At 73.1% G+C, this 17,150-nt stretch carries 17 protein-coding genes; 7 read left to right on the top strand and 10 right to left on the bottom strand.

What is annotated here, in order from left to right:
* Nucleotide 1: 1 nt before the first annotated feature.
* From tsaB to amrb99_RS30950, 6 genes are all read right to left on the bottom strand, one after another.
* On the bottom strand, nucleotides 2–682 hold the full coding sequence (tsaB, locus tag amrb99_RS30975; protein ID WP_190862718.1) for a tRNA (adenosine(37)-N6)-threonylcarbamoyltransferase complex dimerization subunit type 1 TsaB: 681 nt from the start codon (nucleotides 680–682) through the stop codon (nucleotides 2–4).
* A gap of 104 nt (nucleotides 683–786) precedes the next feature.
* Nucleotides 787–2,355 (bottom strand): hypothetical protein, encoded by a 1,569-nt coding sequence (locus amrb99_RS30970; protein ID WP_190862715.1) that lies wholly within the window; start codon nucleotides 2,353–2,355, stop codon nucleotides 787–789.
* Between the two features lie 134 nt (nucleotides 2,356–2,489).
* Nucleotides 2,490–2,951, bottom strand: coding sequence for a tRNA (adenosine(37)-N6)-threonylcarbamoyltransferase complex ATPase subunit type 1 TsaE (gene tsaE / locus amrb99_RS30965; protein ID WP_190862746.1), 462 nt, complete (start codon nucleotides 2,949–2,951; stop codon nucleotides 2,490–2,492).
* Between the two features lie 22 nt (nucleotides 2,952–2,973).
* On the bottom strand, nucleotides 2,974–4,056 hold the full coding sequence (locus tag amrb99_RS30960) for an alpha/beta hydrolase (protein WP_190862713.1): 1,083 nt from the start codon (nucleotides 4,054–4,056) through the stop codon (nucleotides 2,974–2,976).
* Nucleotides 4,057–4,058: 2 nt separating this feature from the next.
* Nucleotides 4,059–5,186 (bottom strand): alanine racemase, encoded by a 1,128-nt coding sequence (gene alr, locus amrb99_RS30955; protein ID WP_190862711.1) that lies wholly within the window; start codon nucleotides 5,184–5,186, stop codon nucleotides 4,059–4,061.
* Nucleotides 5,187–5,527: 341 nt separating this feature from the next.
* Nucleotides 5,528–7,000, bottom strand: a complete 1,473-nt coding sequence (locus amrb99_RS30950; protein ID WP_190862708.1) for an NAD(P)H-hydrate dehydratase — start codon at nucleotides 6,998–7,000, stop codon at nucleotides 5,528–5,530.
* A 325-nt stretch (nucleotides 7,001–7,325) separates the two neighbouring features.
* Here amrb99_RS30950 and amrb99_RS30945 point away from each other — a divergent pair, with 325 nt between their 5' ends.
* Together amrb99_RS30945 and amrb99_RS30940 are read left to right on the top strand one after the other, a co-directional pair.
* Nucleotides 7,326–8,189 carry a helix-turn-helix transcriptional regulator gene (locus amrb99_RS30945; RefSeq protein WP_190862706.1) on the top strand — a complete coding sequence of 288 codons (864 nt, stop codon included), beginning with the start codon at nucleotides 7,326–7,328 and terminating at the stop codon, nucleotides 8,187–8,189.
* A 57-nt stretch (nucleotides 8,190–8,246) separates the two neighbouring features.
* A complete protein-coding gene (locus tag amrb99_RS30940) occupies nucleotides 8,247–8,489 on the top strand; it encodes a DUF397 domain-containing protein (RefSeq protein WP_190862744.1) in 243 nt (80 codons plus the stop codon).
* 547 nt (nucleotides 8,490–9,036) lie between these two features.
* On the opposite strand, the gene glmS is transcribed toward amrb99_RS30940, so the two are convergent.
* Nucleotides 9,037–10,884 (bottom strand): glutamine--fructose-6-phosphate transaminase (isomerizing), encoded by a 1,848-nt coding sequence (gene glmS / locus amrb99_RS30930; RefSeq protein WP_190862702.1) that lies wholly within the window; start codon nucleotides 10,882–10,884, stop codon nucleotides 9,037–9,039.
* A 124-nt stretch (nucleotides 10,885–11,008) separates the two neighbouring features.
* Here glmS and coaA point away from each other — a divergent pair, with 124 nt between their 5' ends.
* The 3 genes from coaA to amrb99_RS30915 all read left to right on the top strand — a co-directional run bounded on the left by coaA (nucleotide 11,009) and on the right by amrb99_RS30915 (nucleotide 13,008).
* On the top strand, nucleotides 11,009–11,950 hold the full coding sequence (gene coaA / locus amrb99_RS30925; RefSeq protein ID WP_190862700.1) for a type I pantothenate kinase: 942 nt from the start codon (nucleotides 11,009–11,011) through the stop codon (nucleotides 11,948–11,950).
* Between the two features lie 104 nt (nucleotides 11,951–12,054).
* On the top strand, nucleotides 12,055–12,675 hold the full coding sequence (locus amrb99_RS30920) for a TetR/AcrR family transcriptional regulator (protein ID WP_190862697.1): 621 nt from the start codon (nucleotides 12,055–12,057) through the stop codon (nucleotides 12,673–12,675).
* Between the two features lie 9 nt (nucleotides 12,676–12,684).
* Nucleotides 12,685–13,008, top strand: coding sequence for a hypothetical protein (locus amrb99_RS30915; RefSeq protein ID WP_190862694.1), 324 nt, complete (start codon nucleotides 12,685–12,687; stop codon nucleotides 13,006–13,008).
* An 18-nt stretch (nucleotides 13,009–13,026) separates the two neighbouring features.
* Here amrb99_RS30915 and amrb99_RS30910 read toward each other — a convergent pair whose 3' ends face one another.
* Nucleotides 13,027–13,497, bottom strand: coding sequence for a GNAT family N-acetyltransferase (locus amrb99_RS30910; RefSeq protein WP_206700167.1), 471 nt, complete (start codon nucleotides 13,495–13,497; stop codon nucleotides 13,027–13,029).
* Nucleotides 13,498–13,595: 98 nt separating this feature from the next.
* On the opposite strand from amrb99_RS30910, the gene amrb99_RS30905 reads away from it, so the two are divergent.
* Nucleotides 13,596–14,180 carry a cadmium resistance transporter gene (locus amrb99_RS30905; protein WP_190862690.1) on the top strand — a complete coding sequence of 195 codons (585 nt, stop codon included), beginning with the start codon at nucleotides 13,596–13,598 and terminating at the stop codon, nucleotides 14,178–14,180.
* 105 nt (nucleotides 14,181–14,285) lie between these two features.
* Entirely contained in the window at nucleotides 14,286–15,398 is a 1,113-nt protein-coding gene (locus tag amrb99_RS30900) for a polysaccharide pyruvyl transferase family protein (protein ID WP_190862689.1), read from the top strand.
* 67 nt (nucleotides 15,399–15,465) lie between these two features.
* Here amrb99_RS30900 and amrb99_RS30895 read toward each other — a convergent pair whose 3' ends face one another.
* The gene (locus amrb99_RS30895) at nucleotides 15,466–16,182 is read right to left on the bottom strand and encodes an ABC transporter permease (RefSeq protein ID WP_190862686.1); all 717 of its coding nucleotides are present in this window, start codon (nucleotides 16,180–16,182) and stop codon (nucleotides 15,466–15,468) included.
* A gap of 7 nt (nucleotides 16,183–16,189) precedes the next feature.
* Nucleotides 16,190–17,101: an ABC transporter ATP-binding protein gene (locus amrb99_RS30890; RefSeq protein WP_190862684.1), complete on the bottom strand. Its 912-nt coding sequence runs from the start codon at nucleotides 17,099–17,101 to the stop codon at nucleotides 16,190–16,192.
* Nucleotides 17,102–17,150: the final 49 nt, after the last annotated feature.

Genomic DNA, 17,150 nt, shown 5'->3' with positions numbered 1-17,150 from the left:
GTCACCGCGGCGTCACCTTCTTGCGGGGGCCGGGCTCCCGCGCGTCGGGACGGCGCAGGTAGAGCGGTTCGGGCGGCAGCAGGTCGGGGCCCTTCTCGCCGGCGAGCCGCGCGACGGCGAGCTCCGCGACGGCGGACGCGGTGGGCAGCAGCGGCTCGTGCCCGGACTCGCCGAGCACCTCCGGGTACAGGGCGGCACCCTCGCCGATGACGGGAAGGCCCTCGGGCGCGCCGTCCAAGACGTCGGACGCGGGGCCGACGGCGGGTTCGGTGGCCCGCGCGCGGGACGACTCGTACCGCGCCCAGTACACCTCCTTGCGGCGGGCGTCCGTGGCGACGGCGAACGGCTCGTCGCGCGCGGCGGCCCAGGCGATGGCGTCGAGGGTGCAGACGCCGTGCACCGGGATGCTCAGGGACGCGCCCATCGCGCGGGCCGTGACCAGCCCGACCCGCAGGCCCGTGTACGGGCCGGGGCCGACGCCGACGGCGATCGCGCTGAGGGTGTCGGGCGCCGCGCCGGCCTCCGCCAGCACCGCCTTGATGGCCGGGGTGAGCAGCTCGGTGTGCCGGCGCCGGTCGACGGCCTCGGCGTGGCCGCGGCGCCGCGCGCCCTCGCCGGGGATCCACTCATGAAGCGCCACCGTGATCGCGGCGGTCGCGGTGTCGAAAGCCAAGACCAGCACGGGTTGTAAGCCTAGTCCAGACTCCGCCCTGGACGGTCCCCATCTGCGACGGAACGGCCCGGACGCCCCGGAGCCCCCTGCGCCGCCGGTGGGGCGGGGCCGGTTCAGCCCTTGGCGAGCGACTGAAGGACGGTCTTGGCCGCCTCGGTGGCGCCGTCGCCGGCGTCCTTGGACGACAGCGGGTCGCCGCCGTCGGAGCCGGAGTAGTGGATCGTGACCAGGACGTTCGCCAGCCGCACGTTGGTGATCGCCTCGCCGGAGCCCTGCCCCTTGTCTACGCTGTAGACCAGGTAGCCCTCGTCGCCGACGCCCTTGAGGTCGCTCTTCTCGGTCAGCTCCTGGCCGGCGAGCAGCGACTTGCCGGACTCGTCGGCGCTGCGCTCGGAGGAGATCGTGCCCTGCGCGATGGCGGTCGGGGTCTGCGAGGCGGTCCCGGCGATCGCGCGCAGCTCGACGGTGAGCTGGCGCTTGTTGTCGCCCGCGTAGGCGCCCCAGACGCAGCCGTTCTGCTGCTCGTTGTTCTGGTAGTTGTCGGCCGGGTTGCGCTCGGAGCCGGGGGCGAGCCGGTTGATCAGGTCGTCGGCGACGACGGAGCAGGAGTCGGGCACCTCGGAGCGCTCGCCGCCGGCGGTCGGCGAGCTGTCGGCGCCGCTGCCGACGGCCTGGCCGGTCCCGTGCTCGGAGCCGCCGCCGACACCGTGCAGGATGACGAACACGGCGAGCGCGCAGGCCGCCACGGCGCCGCCCGCGGCCAGCAGGATCGCGCCGCGCCGGCCGCCGCGGCGCTCGCGGGCGACCCGGTGGCTGCCGCTGCCGGACCGGTAGCCGCCGCTTCCCGCGCGGTGGCCGCCGCTTCCGGATCCGTATCCCCCGCTCTCGGAGGCGTAGCCGCCGGTTCCGGACGCGTATCCCCCGCTGCCCGAACGCGAGCCGCCGCCCTCCGTGCGGTAGCCGCCACTGGCGGAGCGGTAGTCGCCACTGGCGGAGCGGTAGTCGCCACTGGCGGAGCGGTAGTCGCCACTGGCGGAGCGGTAGTCGCCGCTGTCCGCTTCGTAGCGGTCACGCCGCGAGTAGCCGCCGCTGTCGGCCGGGTAGTTGCCGCTGCCCGAGCCGGTCTCGTAGCTGCCGCCCGTCCGGTAGTCGCCGATCGGGTAGCTCCCGCTCTCGCCCGGGTAGCCGCCGGAGGGGCGGCCGCCCGGCGGGTAGCGGCCGCTTTCGGACACGTACGCGCCGCTGGCGGTCGAGTAGCGTCCGCTTCCGGACGCGGAGCCCCCGCCTCCGGTGGGATAACCGCCGCTCTCGGTTGAGTAGCCGCCACTTGCCGTGGAGTAGCCGCCGCTCTCGGTGGGGTAGCCGCCGCTCGTGGAGTAGCGGCCGCTGTCGCCGGACCGGTCGCCGCCCTGGGTGGGGTATCCACCGGTCGAGTAGCCACCCGTGGAGTAGCCGCCGGTGGAGGACTCCACGGCCGGGTACCCGCCCGTGGAGTAACCACCGGACGAGGGATCACCGCTGGAGAGGGGCGCTGTCGGGTAGCCGCCGGAGCCGCTCTCGAAGCCCCCGGTGCTCGCCTGGTGGCCGCCCGTGCCCGAGGCACGGCGGCCGTCCTGTCCCGGGTACGGCGCGTACTCGCCGTCCCCCGTGCGGTCGTCGCCGCTGCGATGGCTGCCACTCACCGGATCCCACTCCTGCTGTGAGGAAATCTCTGATATGTCGCGAAGGTGAGGTTCGTTCCGGCAAAGAGTACGACATCTCACAGCAAAGTGGTCCGGGCCCACTTACCGAATTCGGGGAAGATCTCCGATCCTTCTCAGACCAGGTCGGCGGGCAGGTCGCGCCAGCGATCACCGACCCCTTCGATCCTTACTTCGCGGATCTCGCCCGGCCCCTCCCCGCGGGAAATGATCACTTCCAGCCGGTCGTCGGCGAGGCCCTCCGCGAGCCCTTCTCCCCATTCCACGATCGTCACCGATTCCGCCAGCGAGGCGTCCAGATCGAGATCGTCGAGCTCGGCGAAACCGCCCAGCCGGTAGGCGTCCACGTGCACCAGCGGCGGCCCGCCCGCCAGCGACGGGTGCAGCCGCGCGATGACGAACGTCGGCGAGGTCACCGGCCCGCGGACCTTCAGGCCCTCGCCGATCCCCTGCGTCAGCGTCGTCTTGCCCGCGCCGAGGTGCCCCGTCATCACCAGCAGGTCCCCGGCCCGCAGCAGCCCGGCGAGCCGGACCCCCAGCTCGCGCATGTCCCGGTCGGTCGGGACGGTCACCGTCATGCCGTTCACGCCGTCATGCCCTTCACGCCGTGCGCTCCTCCTCGTCCTCGTCGCAGCCGGGGCGGACGCGCTCGACCAGCCGGCGCAGGCCGCCGGTGACCACGCCCGGGTACTCCAGCGGCAGCACGTGCCCGGCCTCGTCCACCTCTACCAGCTCCGCGTCCGGCAGCGCCGCCGCGATCCGGCGGCCGTGCTCCGGCGGGGTCAGCCGGTCCCGGCCGCCCGCCAGCACCAGCACGGGCACCCGGCCCAGCGGCTCCAGCGCCGCGACCTTGTCGTGCACCATCAGCGCCGGATAGAACTCCGCGATCACGTCGATCGGCGTCGCCCTGATCATCTGCTCCAGGAAGTCCACCACCGTCGGGCTGACGTGCTTGTCGGCGAACGCCATCTTCCGGGTGACGACGAACGCCAGGTCGGCGCCCAGCCCGCGGGCCCGGTCCACCAGCTCGGCGCGCCGCCCGAGGCCCCGCAGCGTCCGCGGCGCCAGCGGGCGGACGACCTTCGCCAGCACCAGTGGCAGCCCCAGCGTCATCTCCGCGAGGTCCCCGCAGGAGGTGTTCACCAGCGCGACGCCGACGACCCGCGTCCCGAACAGCTCGGGGTGCGCGTCCGCCAGCGCCATGATCGACATTCCGCCCATCGAGTGCCCGACGAGGATCACCGGCCCCTCCGGGACCGCCGCCCGCAGCACCGCGTACAGGTCCTCGCCGGTCTGCTCGATCGTCGCATGGGTCGGGTCGCTGCGCCCCGACCGGCCGTGGCTGCGCTGGTCCCAGAACACCGTCCGCAGTCGTCCCCGCAGGTCGCGGCGCTGGTAGTGCCACGAGTCGCCGTTCAGGCAGTAGCCGTGGCAGAACACGACCGTGAGCCCGGCGTCGTCCGGGCCGTCCACCTCGGCGTGCAGTTCCAGGCCGTCGGAGGCGCGGACGGTCAGCTCCCGGCCGCGCAGCTCGCCGAACGGCTCGTCCGCGTCCGGGTCGGGACGCAGCCGCACCCGGCCCACCGCGAGGTGCCGCAGGCCCACCGCCGCGCCGATCCCGGCCGCGCCGACGCCCGCCACGACCCCGGCGACGCCGATCCGCCGCTTGTTCCTGACGTCCATGCTCACGCCCCCTGCCGCCCCCGGTAGGCCCTCGGCACCCGGGCCCCGATGCGGGTGACGATCTCATACGAGATGGTGCCGAGCGCCTCCGCCCACTCCTGCGCGGTCGGCTCGCCCCGGTCCCCCGGCCCGAACAGCACGATCTCCTCCCCCGGCGCCAGTTCGTCGTCACCGAGGTCGATGACGAACTGGTCCATGCAGACCCGCCCGGCGATCGTCCGGCGGCGCCCGGCCGCGAGGACCTCCAGCACGTTCGAGCCGTGCCGCGGAATGCCGTCCCCGTACCCGGCGGGCACCACCGCCAGGTTCGTCTCCCGCGACGTGAAGTAGGTGTGCCCGTAGGACACGCCGCTGCCCGCCGGCACCCGCTTGACCAGCGCCGCGTCCGCGACCAGCGTCATCGCGGGCCGCAGTCCGAAGGTACCGAGGGACGGCACCGGCGTCAGCCCGTACGTCGCGATACCCGGCCGTACGAGGTCGAACCGCGCCTCCGGCAGCGTCAGCGCCGCCGCCGAGTTCGCCAGGTGCCGGACCTCGAACCGCGCGCCCGCCTTCTCGGCGTGCTCCACCATCTCGGTGAACGCCCCGATCTGCGTGCCGATCGACGGGTGGCCCGGCTCGTCCGCGCAGGCGAAGTGCGACATCGCCCCGACCACCCGCAGGTGCCCGGCCGCCTCCGCCTTCAGCGCCGCGTCCACCAGGTCGTGCCAGTCCTGCCCGCGCGCCCCGCCCCGCGCCATGCCGGTGTCGGCCTTCAGGTGCACCCGCGCCGGGCGCCCCGCCAGCTCCGCCGCCCGGACCAGCTCGTCCACCAGCCACATCGCGCCCACGGTGATGTCGACGTCGCGCGCCACGGCCTGCTCGTACGGCTCGCCGGGCACGCCCAGGCACACCAGCGTCCGGACGTCCACGCCCGCGTCCCGCAGCGCCAGCGCCTCCGCCAGTTTCGCCACGCCCAGCCACGTCGCGCCGCCGGCCAGCGCCGCGCGCCCCGCCTCCACCAGGCCGTGCCCGTACGCCTCGGCCTTCACCATCGCCATCACCTCGGCGCCGCCCGCCCGCTCGCGCAGCAGCCCGACGTTCCCGGCAATGGCGTCCAGATCGACGCGCGCCTCCGCAGGAACCCTCATGGTTACCCAGTGTGCCGTTCCCCAGGCCGTGCCCGAAGCATCGCGGACAGGCCCCGTCCCCCGCAGGGCCCACCCCCGTGCGCCCTTTGCCTGATATGACGCACTTTCCCCGCACCCGGTTCAGCCCACGCCCGAGCTCTCCCTTGATCAAACCACCGCCCCGCACGCGAGCGCGTTACCTGACCGATGGGGGCGACGCCGAAGGCGAGCGCCCATCGGGAAGCTCGCGAAGCGAGGTCGCCCTCGCCCAAGACCGGTCAGCGGGCGAGCCGCCAGGCGAGGCCGCTGGGCCGGGATTGCGAGAACACAGCCGCCAGGCGAGCGCGCTGGCCGGGGTTGCATCAAATACTGCGGAAGGCGTCGGGGAGGGCGGTGATGACGTCGTAAGCGCTGATCGGGGCCTCGGCGGCGGACGGGTGGGGCGCGGACGCGAGGCGGGCGGCGAGGCCGTGCAGGTAGGCGCCGGAGGCGGCCGCGTCGAGGGCCGGCATGCCGCCCGCGAGCAGGGCGCCGATCAGGCCGGACAGGACGTCGCCGGTGCCTGCGGTGGCCAGCCGCGGGGTGCCGGTCGGGTTCACGCGGACGGGGCGGTCCTGCTCGGCGACGAGCGTCGTGGAGCCCTTGAGCAGGACCGTCGCGGACAGCTCGGCGGCGGCGCGGCGGGCGTGCTCCAGCCGGCGCGCCTCGATGTCCTCGCGGGGGACGCCGAGGAGGCGGGACAGCTCGCCCGCGTGCGGGGTGAGGACGGTCGGCGCGGGCCGCAGCAGCAGGTCGCGGCGGCGGGCGAGGACGGTGAGGCCGTCGGCGTCGACGAGGACGGGCAGGTCGGTGGCCAGGACGGCCGCCAGCAGCGACTCGGCGGCGTCGCCGGTGCCGAGGCCGGGGCCGGCGACCCACGCCTGGACGCGCCCGACGCGTTCGAGGACCTTCGGCTCGTGCGGGCCGGGGTCGATCACGGTGGTGACGACCTCGGGCCAGCGCTGCCGGACGAGCTCGACGGGGTGCGCGACGGAGGCGAAGCGGACCATCCCGGCGCCGCCGTGCACGGCGCCGCCGGTGCTGAGGACGGCGGCGCCGGTGTACTCGTCGCCGCCGGCGAGGATGCCGACGACGCCGCGCCGGTACTTGTCGGACTCGGGGCCGGGCTCGGGCGGGCGGACGTCGGCGGGGCGGGCGGCGACGACGTCGGGGTCGGGCAGGTCGTCGCCGAGGCCGATGTCGACGAGTTCGACGACGCCGCAGTGGGCGGCGCCGGGGTCGATGAGCAGGCCGGGCTTGTGGGTGCCGAAGGTGACGGTGATGTCGGCGTGGACGGCGTCGCCCTCGACGCACCCGGTGCCGGCGTCGACGCCGCTCGGGACGTCGCAGGCGACGACGAGGCCGGGCGCGGCGGAGGCGAGGGCGGCGAGGCGGGCGTGCGGGTCGCGGAGGGCGCCGGTGCCGCCGATGCCGGTGAGGCCGTCGACGATGAGGTCGGCGCCGGCGATCGCGGGCTCGGGGTCGCCGTCGAGGAGGCGGCCGCCGGCGGCGCGCAGCGCGGCGAGCCCGGCTTCGTGGATCTTGGAGCCGGCCTGGACGGCGCGCACCCGGGCGCCCCGGCGGGCCAGCCGGGCGCCCGCGTAGAGGGCGTCGCCGCCGTTGTCGCCACCGCCGACCAGCAGGACGACGCGGGACCCGTAGACGGCGGGCAGGACGCGGGCGCAGACGGCCGCCAGCCCGGCGGCGGCGCGCTGCATCAGCGCGCCGTCGGGGAGCCGCGCCATGAGCGCCCGCTCCGCCGCCCGCACCTTGCCGACCTCGTGCGCGTACCTCATCCGCTGCTCCCCATGCGCGCCGTCCGGACGATCACATGACTTAGCCTGCCACGCTCCACCGCCGTGTAACCGGCCGGAGCCGTTCCGCGATCCCCGGCGCAATGGCGCGGGGGATCCGGGTCCGATTCATGGTCCGCCACCCGAAAGGTGGGTTAGCGTGTGTTTTCACGGAAGTTGCAGTGCGGCGCGGGCGCGGAAAAACCCGTAAAATGATCAGCCAACGTGCAGCGACGGACGGTCCCGATGCGGCACACTGCGACGGGACCGCTCCCCGGACGAGAAGGGGGTCGGAACGGTGGTCGCGTCTCGGAGTGCCTCCGGGGACATGAGTCCGTTCCGGGGTCCGAACGTCCGGCAGCGCCGGCTCGCCGCCGAACTCCGGCGGCTCAGGGAACAGAAGGGACTCACCGGAGACGATGTCGCCGAGCGGCTGGCCTGGTCGACCGCCAAGGTGAGCCGGCTGGAGAACGCGCGTACCGGCGCGAAGATCGACGACATCCACGCGCTCATCGACCTCTACGATATCGCCGAATCCCACCGATCCGAGCTGATCGCCCTTGCACACGATGCCGCGGAGAAGGGCTGGTGGGAGGGTTACCGGGAACTGCCCGGCGGCTACTCCGCACTGATCGCACTGGAAGACGAAGCGAACAAGATCACGCAATGGGAGACCTACATCGTTCCGGGCCTCCTGCAAACCGAGGCGTACGCGCGCGCGACGATCTCCGGGCTGCATCTTTTCGACACCGTCCCGCCGCGGGAGATCGACCGCAGGGTCGAGGTGCGGATGCGTCGCCAGGGAATCCTGCACAGAGCAGAACCTGTCGAATACACCGTCCTGCTGGACGAGTCCGTGCTGCAGCGCCTCGTCGGCGACCACGCGGTGATGCGAGCGCAGCTCGACCATCTCCTCGAGGTCGCGGAGATGCCGAACGTGACTCTGCGCGTCCTGCGGCTGGGTGTCGCCCATCCTCTGATGGAGGCGTCGTTCCAGTTGCTGGAGTTCGACCCGGTCCACGACGTCGTCTTTCCGGACATCGTTCACACGGAAAGTCTCACGGTCAGCCAGTTTCTCGACGAGAAGATCACGCACATGTATCGGCTCGCGTTCGAGGGAATGGCCCGGGTCGCGCTCGACGGCGCCGAGTCCATGGAATTCATTGCGCAAGCGCGGGCCGTCTGGCGATAGCACCGCCGCTACGGCGGTGCATATATCCGGAAAGGCCAACGCGTGTCCTCGTTCGAAATGTCGCCTGACCTCAACGCGCCCGCAGCCGGTGCGTCCGAAAACGCCGCGACCGGCTGGCGGAAAAGCGCGCGGTGCGCGGGCAACGGCGCCTGCGTGGAAATCGGGAGCCTGCGCGGCGGCGCGGTCGCCGCACGGGACGCCTTCCACGGCGACAGCGGGCCCGTGCTGACGTTCTCCGCCGCCGAGTGGCGGGCGTTCGCGTCCGCCGCCAAGGCCGGCCGCTTCGATCTGGCCCGCTGACACCGGGGGTCCGCGGGCGAAGAGGTGACCGACGGCCCGCACCGGCGTCCGCCGGGGCGGGCCGCTCTTGCGCACCAGGGGTCGCAGCGGTACCGGCGCCCCCGCTGATCATCGGCATTCCGGGCAGATCTTGTTACCTTGTTCCTGGCATCGGCAGCGCCGCCGTGAGCAGAATGCGTCTCCGATTCGGGAGCCAGGATGAGTTTCCATGCCGCACCGCCCCCACGCTGGAGGAAGAGCACCCGCTGCGGGGCGAGCAACACCTGTGTCGAGGTGGCCGGGCACGACGACGGAATCGTCTCCGTACGGGACGGAGCAGCCGACGATACGTGCTTGGACTTCGCTCGCGGAGAATGGCGGCGGTTCGTCGCGGCCGTCCGGAGGGGAGCCTTCGACTTGCACTGAAAGTTGCATTTACTGAGATTCTCAGAAACGACCCGCGAATAGCCGCCACCCGTCCGCACCGGCGCGGACGGGCCCGCGCGCAAAGGCTCCGCACGCGAAGGGCGGGGGAGGCGCCCGCCTCCCCCGCCCCCCGCGTCGGCGGCTACTCGACCGTGACGGACTTCGCGAGGTTCCGGGGCTGGTCGACGTCGTGGCCCTTCGCGGTGGCCAGCTCGCAGGCGAACACCTGCAGCGGCACGGTCGTCACGAGCGGCTGCAGCAGCGTCGGGACGGCCGGGACGCCGATCAGCGTGTCCGCGTACGGCTCCACCGACGCGTCGCCCTCCTCCGCGATCACGATGGTGCGGGCACCGCGGGCGCGGATCTCCTGGATGTTCGAGACGATCTTGTCGTGCAGGACGTCCCGGGCGCGCGGCGGCACGACCACCACGACCGGCAGCCCCTGCTCGATGAGCGCGATCGGGCCGTGCTTCAGCTCGCCCGCCGCGAACCCCTCGGCGTGCATGTACGCCAGCTCCTTGAGCTTCAGGGCGCCCTCCAGCGCCACCGGGAAGCCCACGTGCCGGCCGAGGAACAGCACGCACCGCTCGTCCGCCAGGGACCGGGCCAGCTCGCGGACCGGCTCCATGGTCTCCAGGACCTTGTCGACCTTCTCCGGCATCCGCTCCAGCAGCTGCACCATCGCGAACACCTCGTCGCCCCACTTGGTGCCGCGCACCTGCGCGATGTAGAGCGCGATCAGGTAGACCGCGACGAGCTGGGTCAGGAACGCCTTGGTGGAGGCGACCGCGATCTCCGGGCCGGCGTGCGTGTACAGCACGCCGTCGCACTCGCGCGGCAGCGTCGAGCCGTTGACGTTGCAGATGCCGAGCAGCTTGGCCTTCTGCTCGCGGGCGTGCCGGACGGCCATCAGCGCGTCCATCGTCTCGCCGGACTGGGAGATCGCGATGACCAGCGTCGTCGGCGACAGGATCGAGTCCCGGTAGCGGAACTCGCTGGCCAGCTCCACCTCGCAGGGCAGCCCCGCCCAGTGCTCGATCGCGTACTTGGCGATCAGCCCGGCGTGGTAGGACGTGCCGCACGCCACCACGATGATCTTGTCGACCTCGCGGAGCTCCCGGTCCGAGATGCGCATCTCGTCCAGGTGCAGCCGGCCGTCCGCGCCGATCCGGCCGAGCAGCGTGTCGGCGACCGCCCGCGGCTGCTCGGCGATCTCCTTGAGCATGAAGTAGTCGTAGCCGCCCTTCTCCGCGGCGGACACGTCCCAGTCGACGTGGTACTCCTTCACCTCGGCGGGCCGGCCCTCGAAGTCGGTGACCGTCACCCCGCCGGAGCGCAGCTCCACGACCTGGTCCTGGCCCAGCTCGATCGCGTCCCGGGTGTGCTCGATGAACGCCGCGACGTCGCTGGCGAGGAAGTTCTCGCCCTGCCCGACCCCGACCACCAGCGGCGAGTTGCGGCGCGCCCCGACCACCAGGTCGGCGTCGCCGGTGTGCACCGCGACCAGCGTGAACGCGCCCTCCAGCCGGCGGCACACCCGGCGCATCGCCTCCGCCAGGCCGCCGCCCCCGCCGGCCAGCTCGTCCTCCAGCAGGTGCGCGACGGCCTCGGTGTCGGTGTCGGACTTCAGCTTGTGCCCGGCGTCCTCCAGCTCGGCGCGCAGCTCGGCGAAGTTCTCGATGATCCCGTTGTGGATCACCGCGACGGAGGCGGTGCAGTCGGTGTGCGGGTGGGCGTTGCGGTCGTTCGGCGCGCCGTGCGTCGCCCACCGCGTGTGCCCCATGCCGAGCGTCCCGGCGGGCGGCGGCTCCTCGGCGATCGCCTCCCGCAGGTTCACCAGCTTCCCCGCCCGCTTCGCCGTCGCCAGGCGCCCGTCGGCCAGCACGGCCACCCCGGCCGAGTCGTAGCCGCGGTACTCGAGCCTGGCCAGTCCGTCGACCACGACGTCGAGCGCGGGCCGGCCGCCTACGTACCCCACGATTCCGCACATGGCGGCAACTCTATTCGGTGTCTCCCACCGGACCTACCTGCAGAGGGCGTAGACGGGTGGCGCTAGGTTGGACGCCCGGTGAAAACCCGGAGACCGGCCTGAACGAACGATTACCGTTCTGGCCATGACGAGCGGATGGGACAGCGTGCCGACCCCTTACGTGGAACTCTCCCGCGAGGCCTGGCGGGCCCTGCGCGAGAACACCCCGCTGCCCCTCACCCCCGGTGAGCTGGACGCCCTGCGCGGCCTGCGGGACCCGATCGACATCACCGAGGTCGAGGAGGTCTACCTGCCGCTGTCCCGGCTGCTGAACCTGTTCTTCCAGTCCGACGGGCGGCTGCGCGACACCGTCAGCGGCTTCCTCGGCGGCGAGGTCGCGCCCACCCCGTTCATCATCGGCGTCGCGGGCAGCGTCGCGGTCGGCAAGTCCACCACGTCGCGGCTGCTGCGCACCCTGCTGGCCCGCTGGCCCGAGCACCCGAGCGTGGAACTCGTCACGACCGACAGTTTCCTGTATCCGAACGCGATCCTTACCGAGCGCGGGATCATGGAAAGGAAGGGTTTCCCCGAGTCCTACGACCGGCGCGCGCTGGTCCGGTTCGTCTCGTCGATCAAGGCGGGGGCGGACAAGGCGGAGATCCCGGTCTACTCCCACCTGGAGTACGACATCGTCCCGGACGCGGTGCAGACCGTCCGGCGGCCCGACATCCTGATCGTCGAGGGGCTGAACGTGCTGCAGGCGCCGCCGCCCGGCACCCTCGGCGTCTCCGACTTCTTCGACTTCTCGATCTACGTGGACGCCCGGGTCGAGGACATCATGCAGTGGTACGTCGAGCGCCTGTTCGCGCTGCGCCGCACGGCGTTCACCGACCCGCGCTCGTACTTCCACAAGTACGCCCACGAGCTGGACGAGGACGAGACCGCCGCGTTCGCCAAGCGGGTCTGGCGGGACGTCAACGAGATCAACCTCGTGTCCAACATCCTGCCGACCCGGGCCCGCGCCACCCTCGTCCTGCACAAGGGCCGCGACCACGCCGTCCAGCGCGTCCGGCTGCGCCGGATCTGACGCCGCTCCCCGCCGGGTCGGGGACCCCGTGCCCCTTGCCGGGGCGATCCCTCGGCGCATAGTGTACGAAACGGTTTCGTTTCGAAGTGGGGAGGGACGGGCGCATGTCGGACGCACGGGGCGCGGCCCGCGAGGAGGCCATCCTGCGGGCCGTCCTCGACCTGGTCGCCGAGGTCGGCTACGACCAGGTGACCATGGACGCGATCGCCGCGCGGGCGCGGGCCAGCAAGGCGACGATCTACCGGCGCTGGCCCGGCAAGGCCGAGATGGTGGTGGCGGCGGTCCGCGGCCGCGCCGGCGCCGCCGCGGTGACCCCGCCCGACACCGGGGAGCTGCGCACCGACCTGCTCGCGGTGCTCCGGCAGATGCGCGACGGCCTGCTGGCCCAGGACGCTGCGCTCGTCCTCGGGCTGATGGTCGCCATGCACCGCGACCCGGCGCTGGCCGACGCCGTCCGGGCCCGGTTCGTGCACGACAAGCACGCGATGTTCGGCGCCGCCATCGCGCAGGCCGTCGCGCGCGGCGACCTCCCGGCCGGCCTCGACGCCGCCCTGTTCATGGAGATCAGCTCGTCGATGCTGTTCTCCCGGCTGTTCGTCGCGGGCGAACCGCTCGACGACGCCTTCGTTCTCCGCCTGGTGGACGACGTGCTGCTGCCCCTCCTCGACCACCAGACCAGCGCGACCGACCGGGCCAGCGCGACCCACCGGACCAGTGCGACCTAGGAGCATCCGATGTGGCAGACGATCGTTCTCAGCGGCCTCGGCGGAGTGGTGGGCGGCAACGCCCTCCCCCACTTCGTGCGCGGCATCACCCGCGAGCGCTACCCGAACGTCACCGGCAACGGGCCGCTGCCGAACCTCGTCGGCGGCTGGGCCGGGCTCGTGGTGGCGCTCCTGTTCGTCCACTGGGCGGACCCGGGCCGGCACCCCGGCTGGGCCTTCGGGTCCACGGCGGCCGGCGTGCTGCTCATCGGCCTTTTCCACGCGGGCCCCGGCGCCTTCGGCCGCAAGGAGACCCCGCCCCCGGCCGCTCCCCGCCCCGGCCCCGCGGCCTGAGTCCCGCGCGGGCGCGTGTCAGGACGTCCAGGCCAGCTCGTAGTACTTCAGCGCGTCGTCCTCGGCGACCAGGCGCATCCCCGCCGCGGCCATGACGCGCTGCGACGCGACGTTGCCGCGGTCGGTGTCGCCCCTCACACGGGCGGCGCCGCCCGCGCGGGCGAAGCGGAGCAGTTCCCGGAGCGCCTCGGCGGCGTAGCCGTGGCCGCGCGCCGCCTCGACGAGCCCGTACCCGATCGTGACGGTGCCGCCGTCGTCCGGGGCCGCGTGGAAGCCCGCGCCGCCGATGGCGCGCCCGTCGGCCCGTACCCGGATCTCGTAGGCGCCGAAGGGCCGCGGATCACCGTCGGAGGCGCAGACCTCCAGGTAGCGGCGCGCTCCCGCCACGTCCATGCCGGTGGGATAGCCGCCCGCCGGAGCCGGCCCGGCCGCCACCAGCCGCTCCGCCTCGGCGACGGTGAACGGGTGCAGCACGAGACGTTCCGTCACAAGATCCTCCATACCGGAACCACTACCAGCCGGCCGGCCGGCAGGGCACCTGGTTTTCCGCCGCCGCCGGGTGGCGCGGGCCGGTAGGTTCGTCCGTTATGGGGGCGACCGTCGGTGCGGCGATCGGCATGTTCGCGGGGACGAACGTCGACGACATCATCGTGCTGACCGTCCTCTTCCTCAGCGGGCGGACCGGCGGGGCACCGCGGGCCCGGCAGATCTGGGCCGGGCAGTACGCGGGCGTCGGCGTGCTGGTCCTGGTCTCGGTGGTCGCGGCGCTGGGGCTGACCGTCGTGCCGGACGCGTGGATCGGGCTGCTCGGCCTCGTCCCGTTCGCGCTCGGCGTCCGCGGGCTGGCCGGAGCGGTGCGGGCCGGGGACGGCGCCCCGCCGCCCGTGGCGTCGGGCACCGTCGCCGTGGCCACCGTCACGATCGCCAACGGCGCCGACAACATCGCGGTCTACACCCCCGTGTTCCGCACCATCGGCCCCGGCGCGACGGCCGTGACGATCGCTGTGTTCGCCGCCGGGGTGGCGCTGTGGTGCCTGGCCGGGTCGTGGCTCGGCTCGCACAAGAAGGTCATCGAGGTCGTCGAGCGCTACGGCCGCTGGCTCGTCCCGCTCGTCTTCATGGCGATCGGCGCGGTCATCGTCGTCGGTTCCGGCGTGCTGACCCGGCTCTGAGCAGGGAGATGCGGGTAATCCGCCAGGGGGCGGTGGGCGTCCTCTGGTGAACCGGCCTCCCCGCGCCGGGCGGCGGCTCGGCCGCGGACAGGCCTCAGGAGAGAAATGATCTATCTCGTCGGCACGACCGGGTTCCCGAACTACGGCGATGAGCTGATCGCCGCGGCCTGGCTGCGGCACCTGGCCGAGGCGGCCCCGGACACGGACGTGTGGCTGGACTGCCCGAGCCCCGGCCCGGCCGGGGTGCTGCTCGACGGGATCCACCCGCGGGCGCGGTTCACCGACACGTTCTGGCGGCTGTGCTGGGAGGCCCCCGGCGACGGGCCGTGGGAGACGGCGGCCTGGGTGCGGCGGGCAATGCACCATCCCGGGATGGCCTGCCGCTGGGTAGCCGGCATCGAGCTGGCCGCGCGGGCGCGGATTGTCCACGTCATCGGCGGCGGATACGTGAACCGCATCTGGCCGAAGCACTACGGGCTGCTCGCCGCCGCCGTGGGGGCGGTCGAGCGGTCCGGCGGACGGGCCGTGATGACCGGGCAGGGGCTCTTCCCCGCGGCGGAGGACGCCGCGCCGCTGGTCCGCGAGCTGGCGGCGCGCTTCGAGCTCGCCGACGTGCGGGACGAGCCGTCCGAGCGGCTCCTCGGCGACGTGACGGCGACCGGCCGCACCGGCGACGACCTTCTCCTCGGGATCGGCCCGCACCTGTACCGGCGAGCCGAGGAAGAGATGCCGGAGGCCATGCTCTGCCTCCAGTCGGACCTGCTGGAGATCCCGCGCCCCGCCCTCGCGTCCTTCGTGACCGGCACCATGCGGGCCTGGGGCGTCACCGGCGACCGGATCGGGGTCGTCGAGGGCATCCCGGGCGTCGACCGGGCGATCTACGACCTGGTCGAGCCGTACCTGCCCGGCATGCGCTTCTACCCGTTCTCCGACATCTGGGCGCACGGGCTGCCCGCCGGGCCGGAGCAGGTCTGGCTCTCCACCCGCTTCCACCCGCACCTGCTCGCCGCCGCCGCCGGGGCGAGCGGCGTGGCGGTGCCGATCAATCCCGACTACTACGCGACCAAGCACCGCTCCCTGACCGGCGCGGGCAGCGGCTGGACGCTCGCCGAGCCCCCGGCGGTGCCGGAGCGTCCGGCCGGCGGCGGGTTCGACCCGGCGGCGCTGGCGTCCCTCCGGGAGGGGAAGGCCGCGCTGGCCGCGAAGATCTACTCCTGACACCCGGCGGCCGGGCGCCCGATCAACGAGCGCCCGGCCGCCGGGTATCAGGCCGCTGGAAGGCGCATCACTCGGCGCTGGCGATGGTCAGCGAGCGCAGCCGGAACGCCGCCAGGAACGCGGCGCCCACCGTGACGGCGACGAGCAGCGGGATCGCCACGCCGAGGTCGACGGACGAGCTGACGGGCGACGCCGGGGTCAGGGCGTCGGTGACCGACAGCGCCCACTGCTGGATGGACGCCGACTTCGCGCCCGGCGCGAAGCTCCCGAGCAGCGTCTCCCAGACCAGCGCGTACAGCAGCCCGATCGTGACCGCGTTCCGGCTCATCACCGCGAGCGCCACGAACACCGCGCTGTAGGCGACGCCGCCGACCAGCACGCCGACGGTGAAGGCGGGCACGAGCTGCGCGGTCGTCCCGGTCAGCACCAGCCCGGCCAGCAGGGTCGGGACGACCGAGAACGCCGCGACCAGCACGATCGCGACCGCCAGCTTCGTCAGCACGATCACCTGCCGCGGGATCGGCTTGGTCAGCACGTACATGATCTGGCCGTCGTCGATCTCCGGGCCGATCACGCCGGTGCCGGCGATCAGCGCGAGCAGCGGCAGCAGCGTGGCCAGCCCGAACTTCTGCAGCACGTTCGCCGAGACGTCCAGGTCGTTGTTGCCCGTCCAGCGCAGCACGACCGCCAGGACGACCAGCAGCGCCGGCAGCGCGAGCAGGAGCAGCGCGCGCCGCCGGCCGAGCATCGCCCGGAAGGTGATCATCGCAATGGTCGCGTTCATCGGAGCATCACCGGGCCACCAGGTAGGAGAAGACGCTTTCGAGGGACTCGTCGGCCGGGGAGACCTCCCACAGCCGGACGCCGGCGTCCCGCGACACCTGCGGGAGCAGCCAGGTGAAGCGCTGGAAGTCGACCGCCTCGACGCGCAGGCCCTTGTCGGTGAGCTGGACGCTGCGGGCCGAGCCGTCGGCGATGACGGCGGCGGCGAGGCCCCGGTCGTCGGACGAGCGGACGAGGAAGATGTGCGGCCGGTCGGTCATCAGCCGGCGGATCTTGCGGAAGTCGCCGGACGCGGCGTGCCGGCCCGCGACGATCACCTCGATGTGCCCGGCGAGCCGCTCGACCTCCTCCAGGATGTGCGAGGAGAACAGGATCGTGCGGCCCTCGTTCGCCATCCGGGTGATCAGGTCCATCAGCTGGAGGCGCTGGCGCGGGTCCATGCCGTTGAACGGCTCGTCCAGCAGGAGGACGGGCGGGTCGTGCACGAGCGCGGACGCCATCTTGATCCGCTGCTTCATGCCCTTGGAATAGGTGCCGATCGTCCGGCCCGCCGCGTACGCCATCTCGACCCGGTCGATGGCCTGCCGTGCGGCGGCCTGCGGGTCGGGCAGCTTGTGCAGCTTCGCCATCGACAGCACGAACTGCTCGCCGGTGAGGAAGTCGTAGGCGCTCTCGCGCTCGGGGACGAGCCCGAGCCGCCGGTAGATGCCGGGGTTCTGCCAGATCGGCTCGCCGTCCAGCGTGATCGTCCCGGACGAGGGGGCGAGGAACCCGCCCATCATGTGGATGAGCGTGGACTTCCCCGCGCCGTTCGGGCCGAGGAGGCCGGTGACGCCCGGGCCGATCGTCATCGAGACGCCGTTGACCGCGACGACGTTGCCGTACCAGCGGGACACCTTCTCCAGCCTGATCTCGCTCATGCCCCGCTCCTTCGAGGGGAGACGGCCCCTCGCGCTCCCCGGTTCGCTT

It is taken from the genome of Actinomadura sp. RB99, assembly GCF_014706005.1.
Classification (GTDB): Bacteria; Actinomycetota; Actinomycetes; order Streptosporangiales; family Streptosporangiaceae; genus Spirillospora.
Note: the sequence above shows the minus strand (reverse complement) of the source record. Positions and strands in the feature narration are given on the sequence as shown.

Excerpts from the sequence above, each read along its gene's own strand:
- tsaE (WP_190862746.1), bottom strand. The coding sequence starts at position 2,951 with ATGACGGTGACCGTCCCGACCGACCGGGACATGCGCGAGCTGGGGGTC.
- amrb99_RS30960 (WP_190862713.1), bottom strand. The coding sequence starts at position 4,056 with ATGGACGTCAGGAACAAGCGGCGGATCGGCGTCGCCGGGGTCGTGGCG.
- alr (WP_190862711.1), bottom strand. The coding sequence starts at position 5,186 with ATGAGGGTTCCTGCGGAGGCGCGCGTCGATCTGGACGCCATTGCCGGG.
- amrb99_RS30950 (WP_190862708.1), bottom strand. The coding sequence starts at position 7,000 with ATGAGGTACGCGCACGAGGTCGGCAAGGTGCGGGCGGCGGAGCGGGCG.
- amrb99_RS30945 (WP_190862706.1), top strand. The coding sequence starts at position 7,326 with ATGAGTCCGTTCCGGGGTCCGAACGTCCGGCAGCGCCGGCTCGCCGCC.
- amrb99_RS30940 (WP_190862744.1), top strand. The coding sequence starts at position 8,247 with ATGTCGCCTGACCTCAACGCGCCCGCAGCCGGTGCGTCCGAAAACGCC.
- glmS (WP_190862702.1), bottom strand. The coding sequence starts at position 10,884 with ATGTGCGGAATCGTGGGGTACGTAGGCGGCCGGCCCGCGCTCGACGTC.
- coaA (WP_190862700.1), top strand. The coding sequence starts at position 11,009 with ATGACGAGCGGATGGGACAGCGTGCCGACCCCTTACGTGGAACTCTCC.
- amrb99_RS30920 (WP_190862697.1), top strand. The coding sequence starts at position 12,055 with ATGTCGGACGCACGGGGCGCGGCCCGCGAGGAGGCCATCCTGCGGGCC.
- amrb99_RS30915 (WP_190862694.1), top strand. The coding sequence starts at position 12,685 with ATGTGGCAGACGATCGTTCTCAGCGGCCTCGGCGGAGTGGTGGGCGGC.
- amrb99_RS30905 (WP_190862690.1), top strand. The coding sequence starts at position 13,596 with ATGGGGGCGACCGTCGGTGCGGCGATCGGCATGTTCGCGGGGACGAAC.
- amrb99_RS30900 (WP_190862689.1), top strand. The coding sequence starts at position 14,286 with ATGATCTATCTCGTCGGCACGACCGGGTTCCCGAACTACGGCGATGAG.
- amrb99_RS30895 (WP_190862686.1), bottom strand. The coding sequence starts at position 16,182 with ATGAACGCGACCATTGCGATGATCACCTTCCGGGCGATGCTCGGCCGG.
- amrb99_RS30890 (WP_190862684.1), bottom strand. The coding sequence starts at position 17,101 with ATGAGCGAGATCAGGCTGGAGAAGGTGTCCCGCTGGTACGGCAACGTC.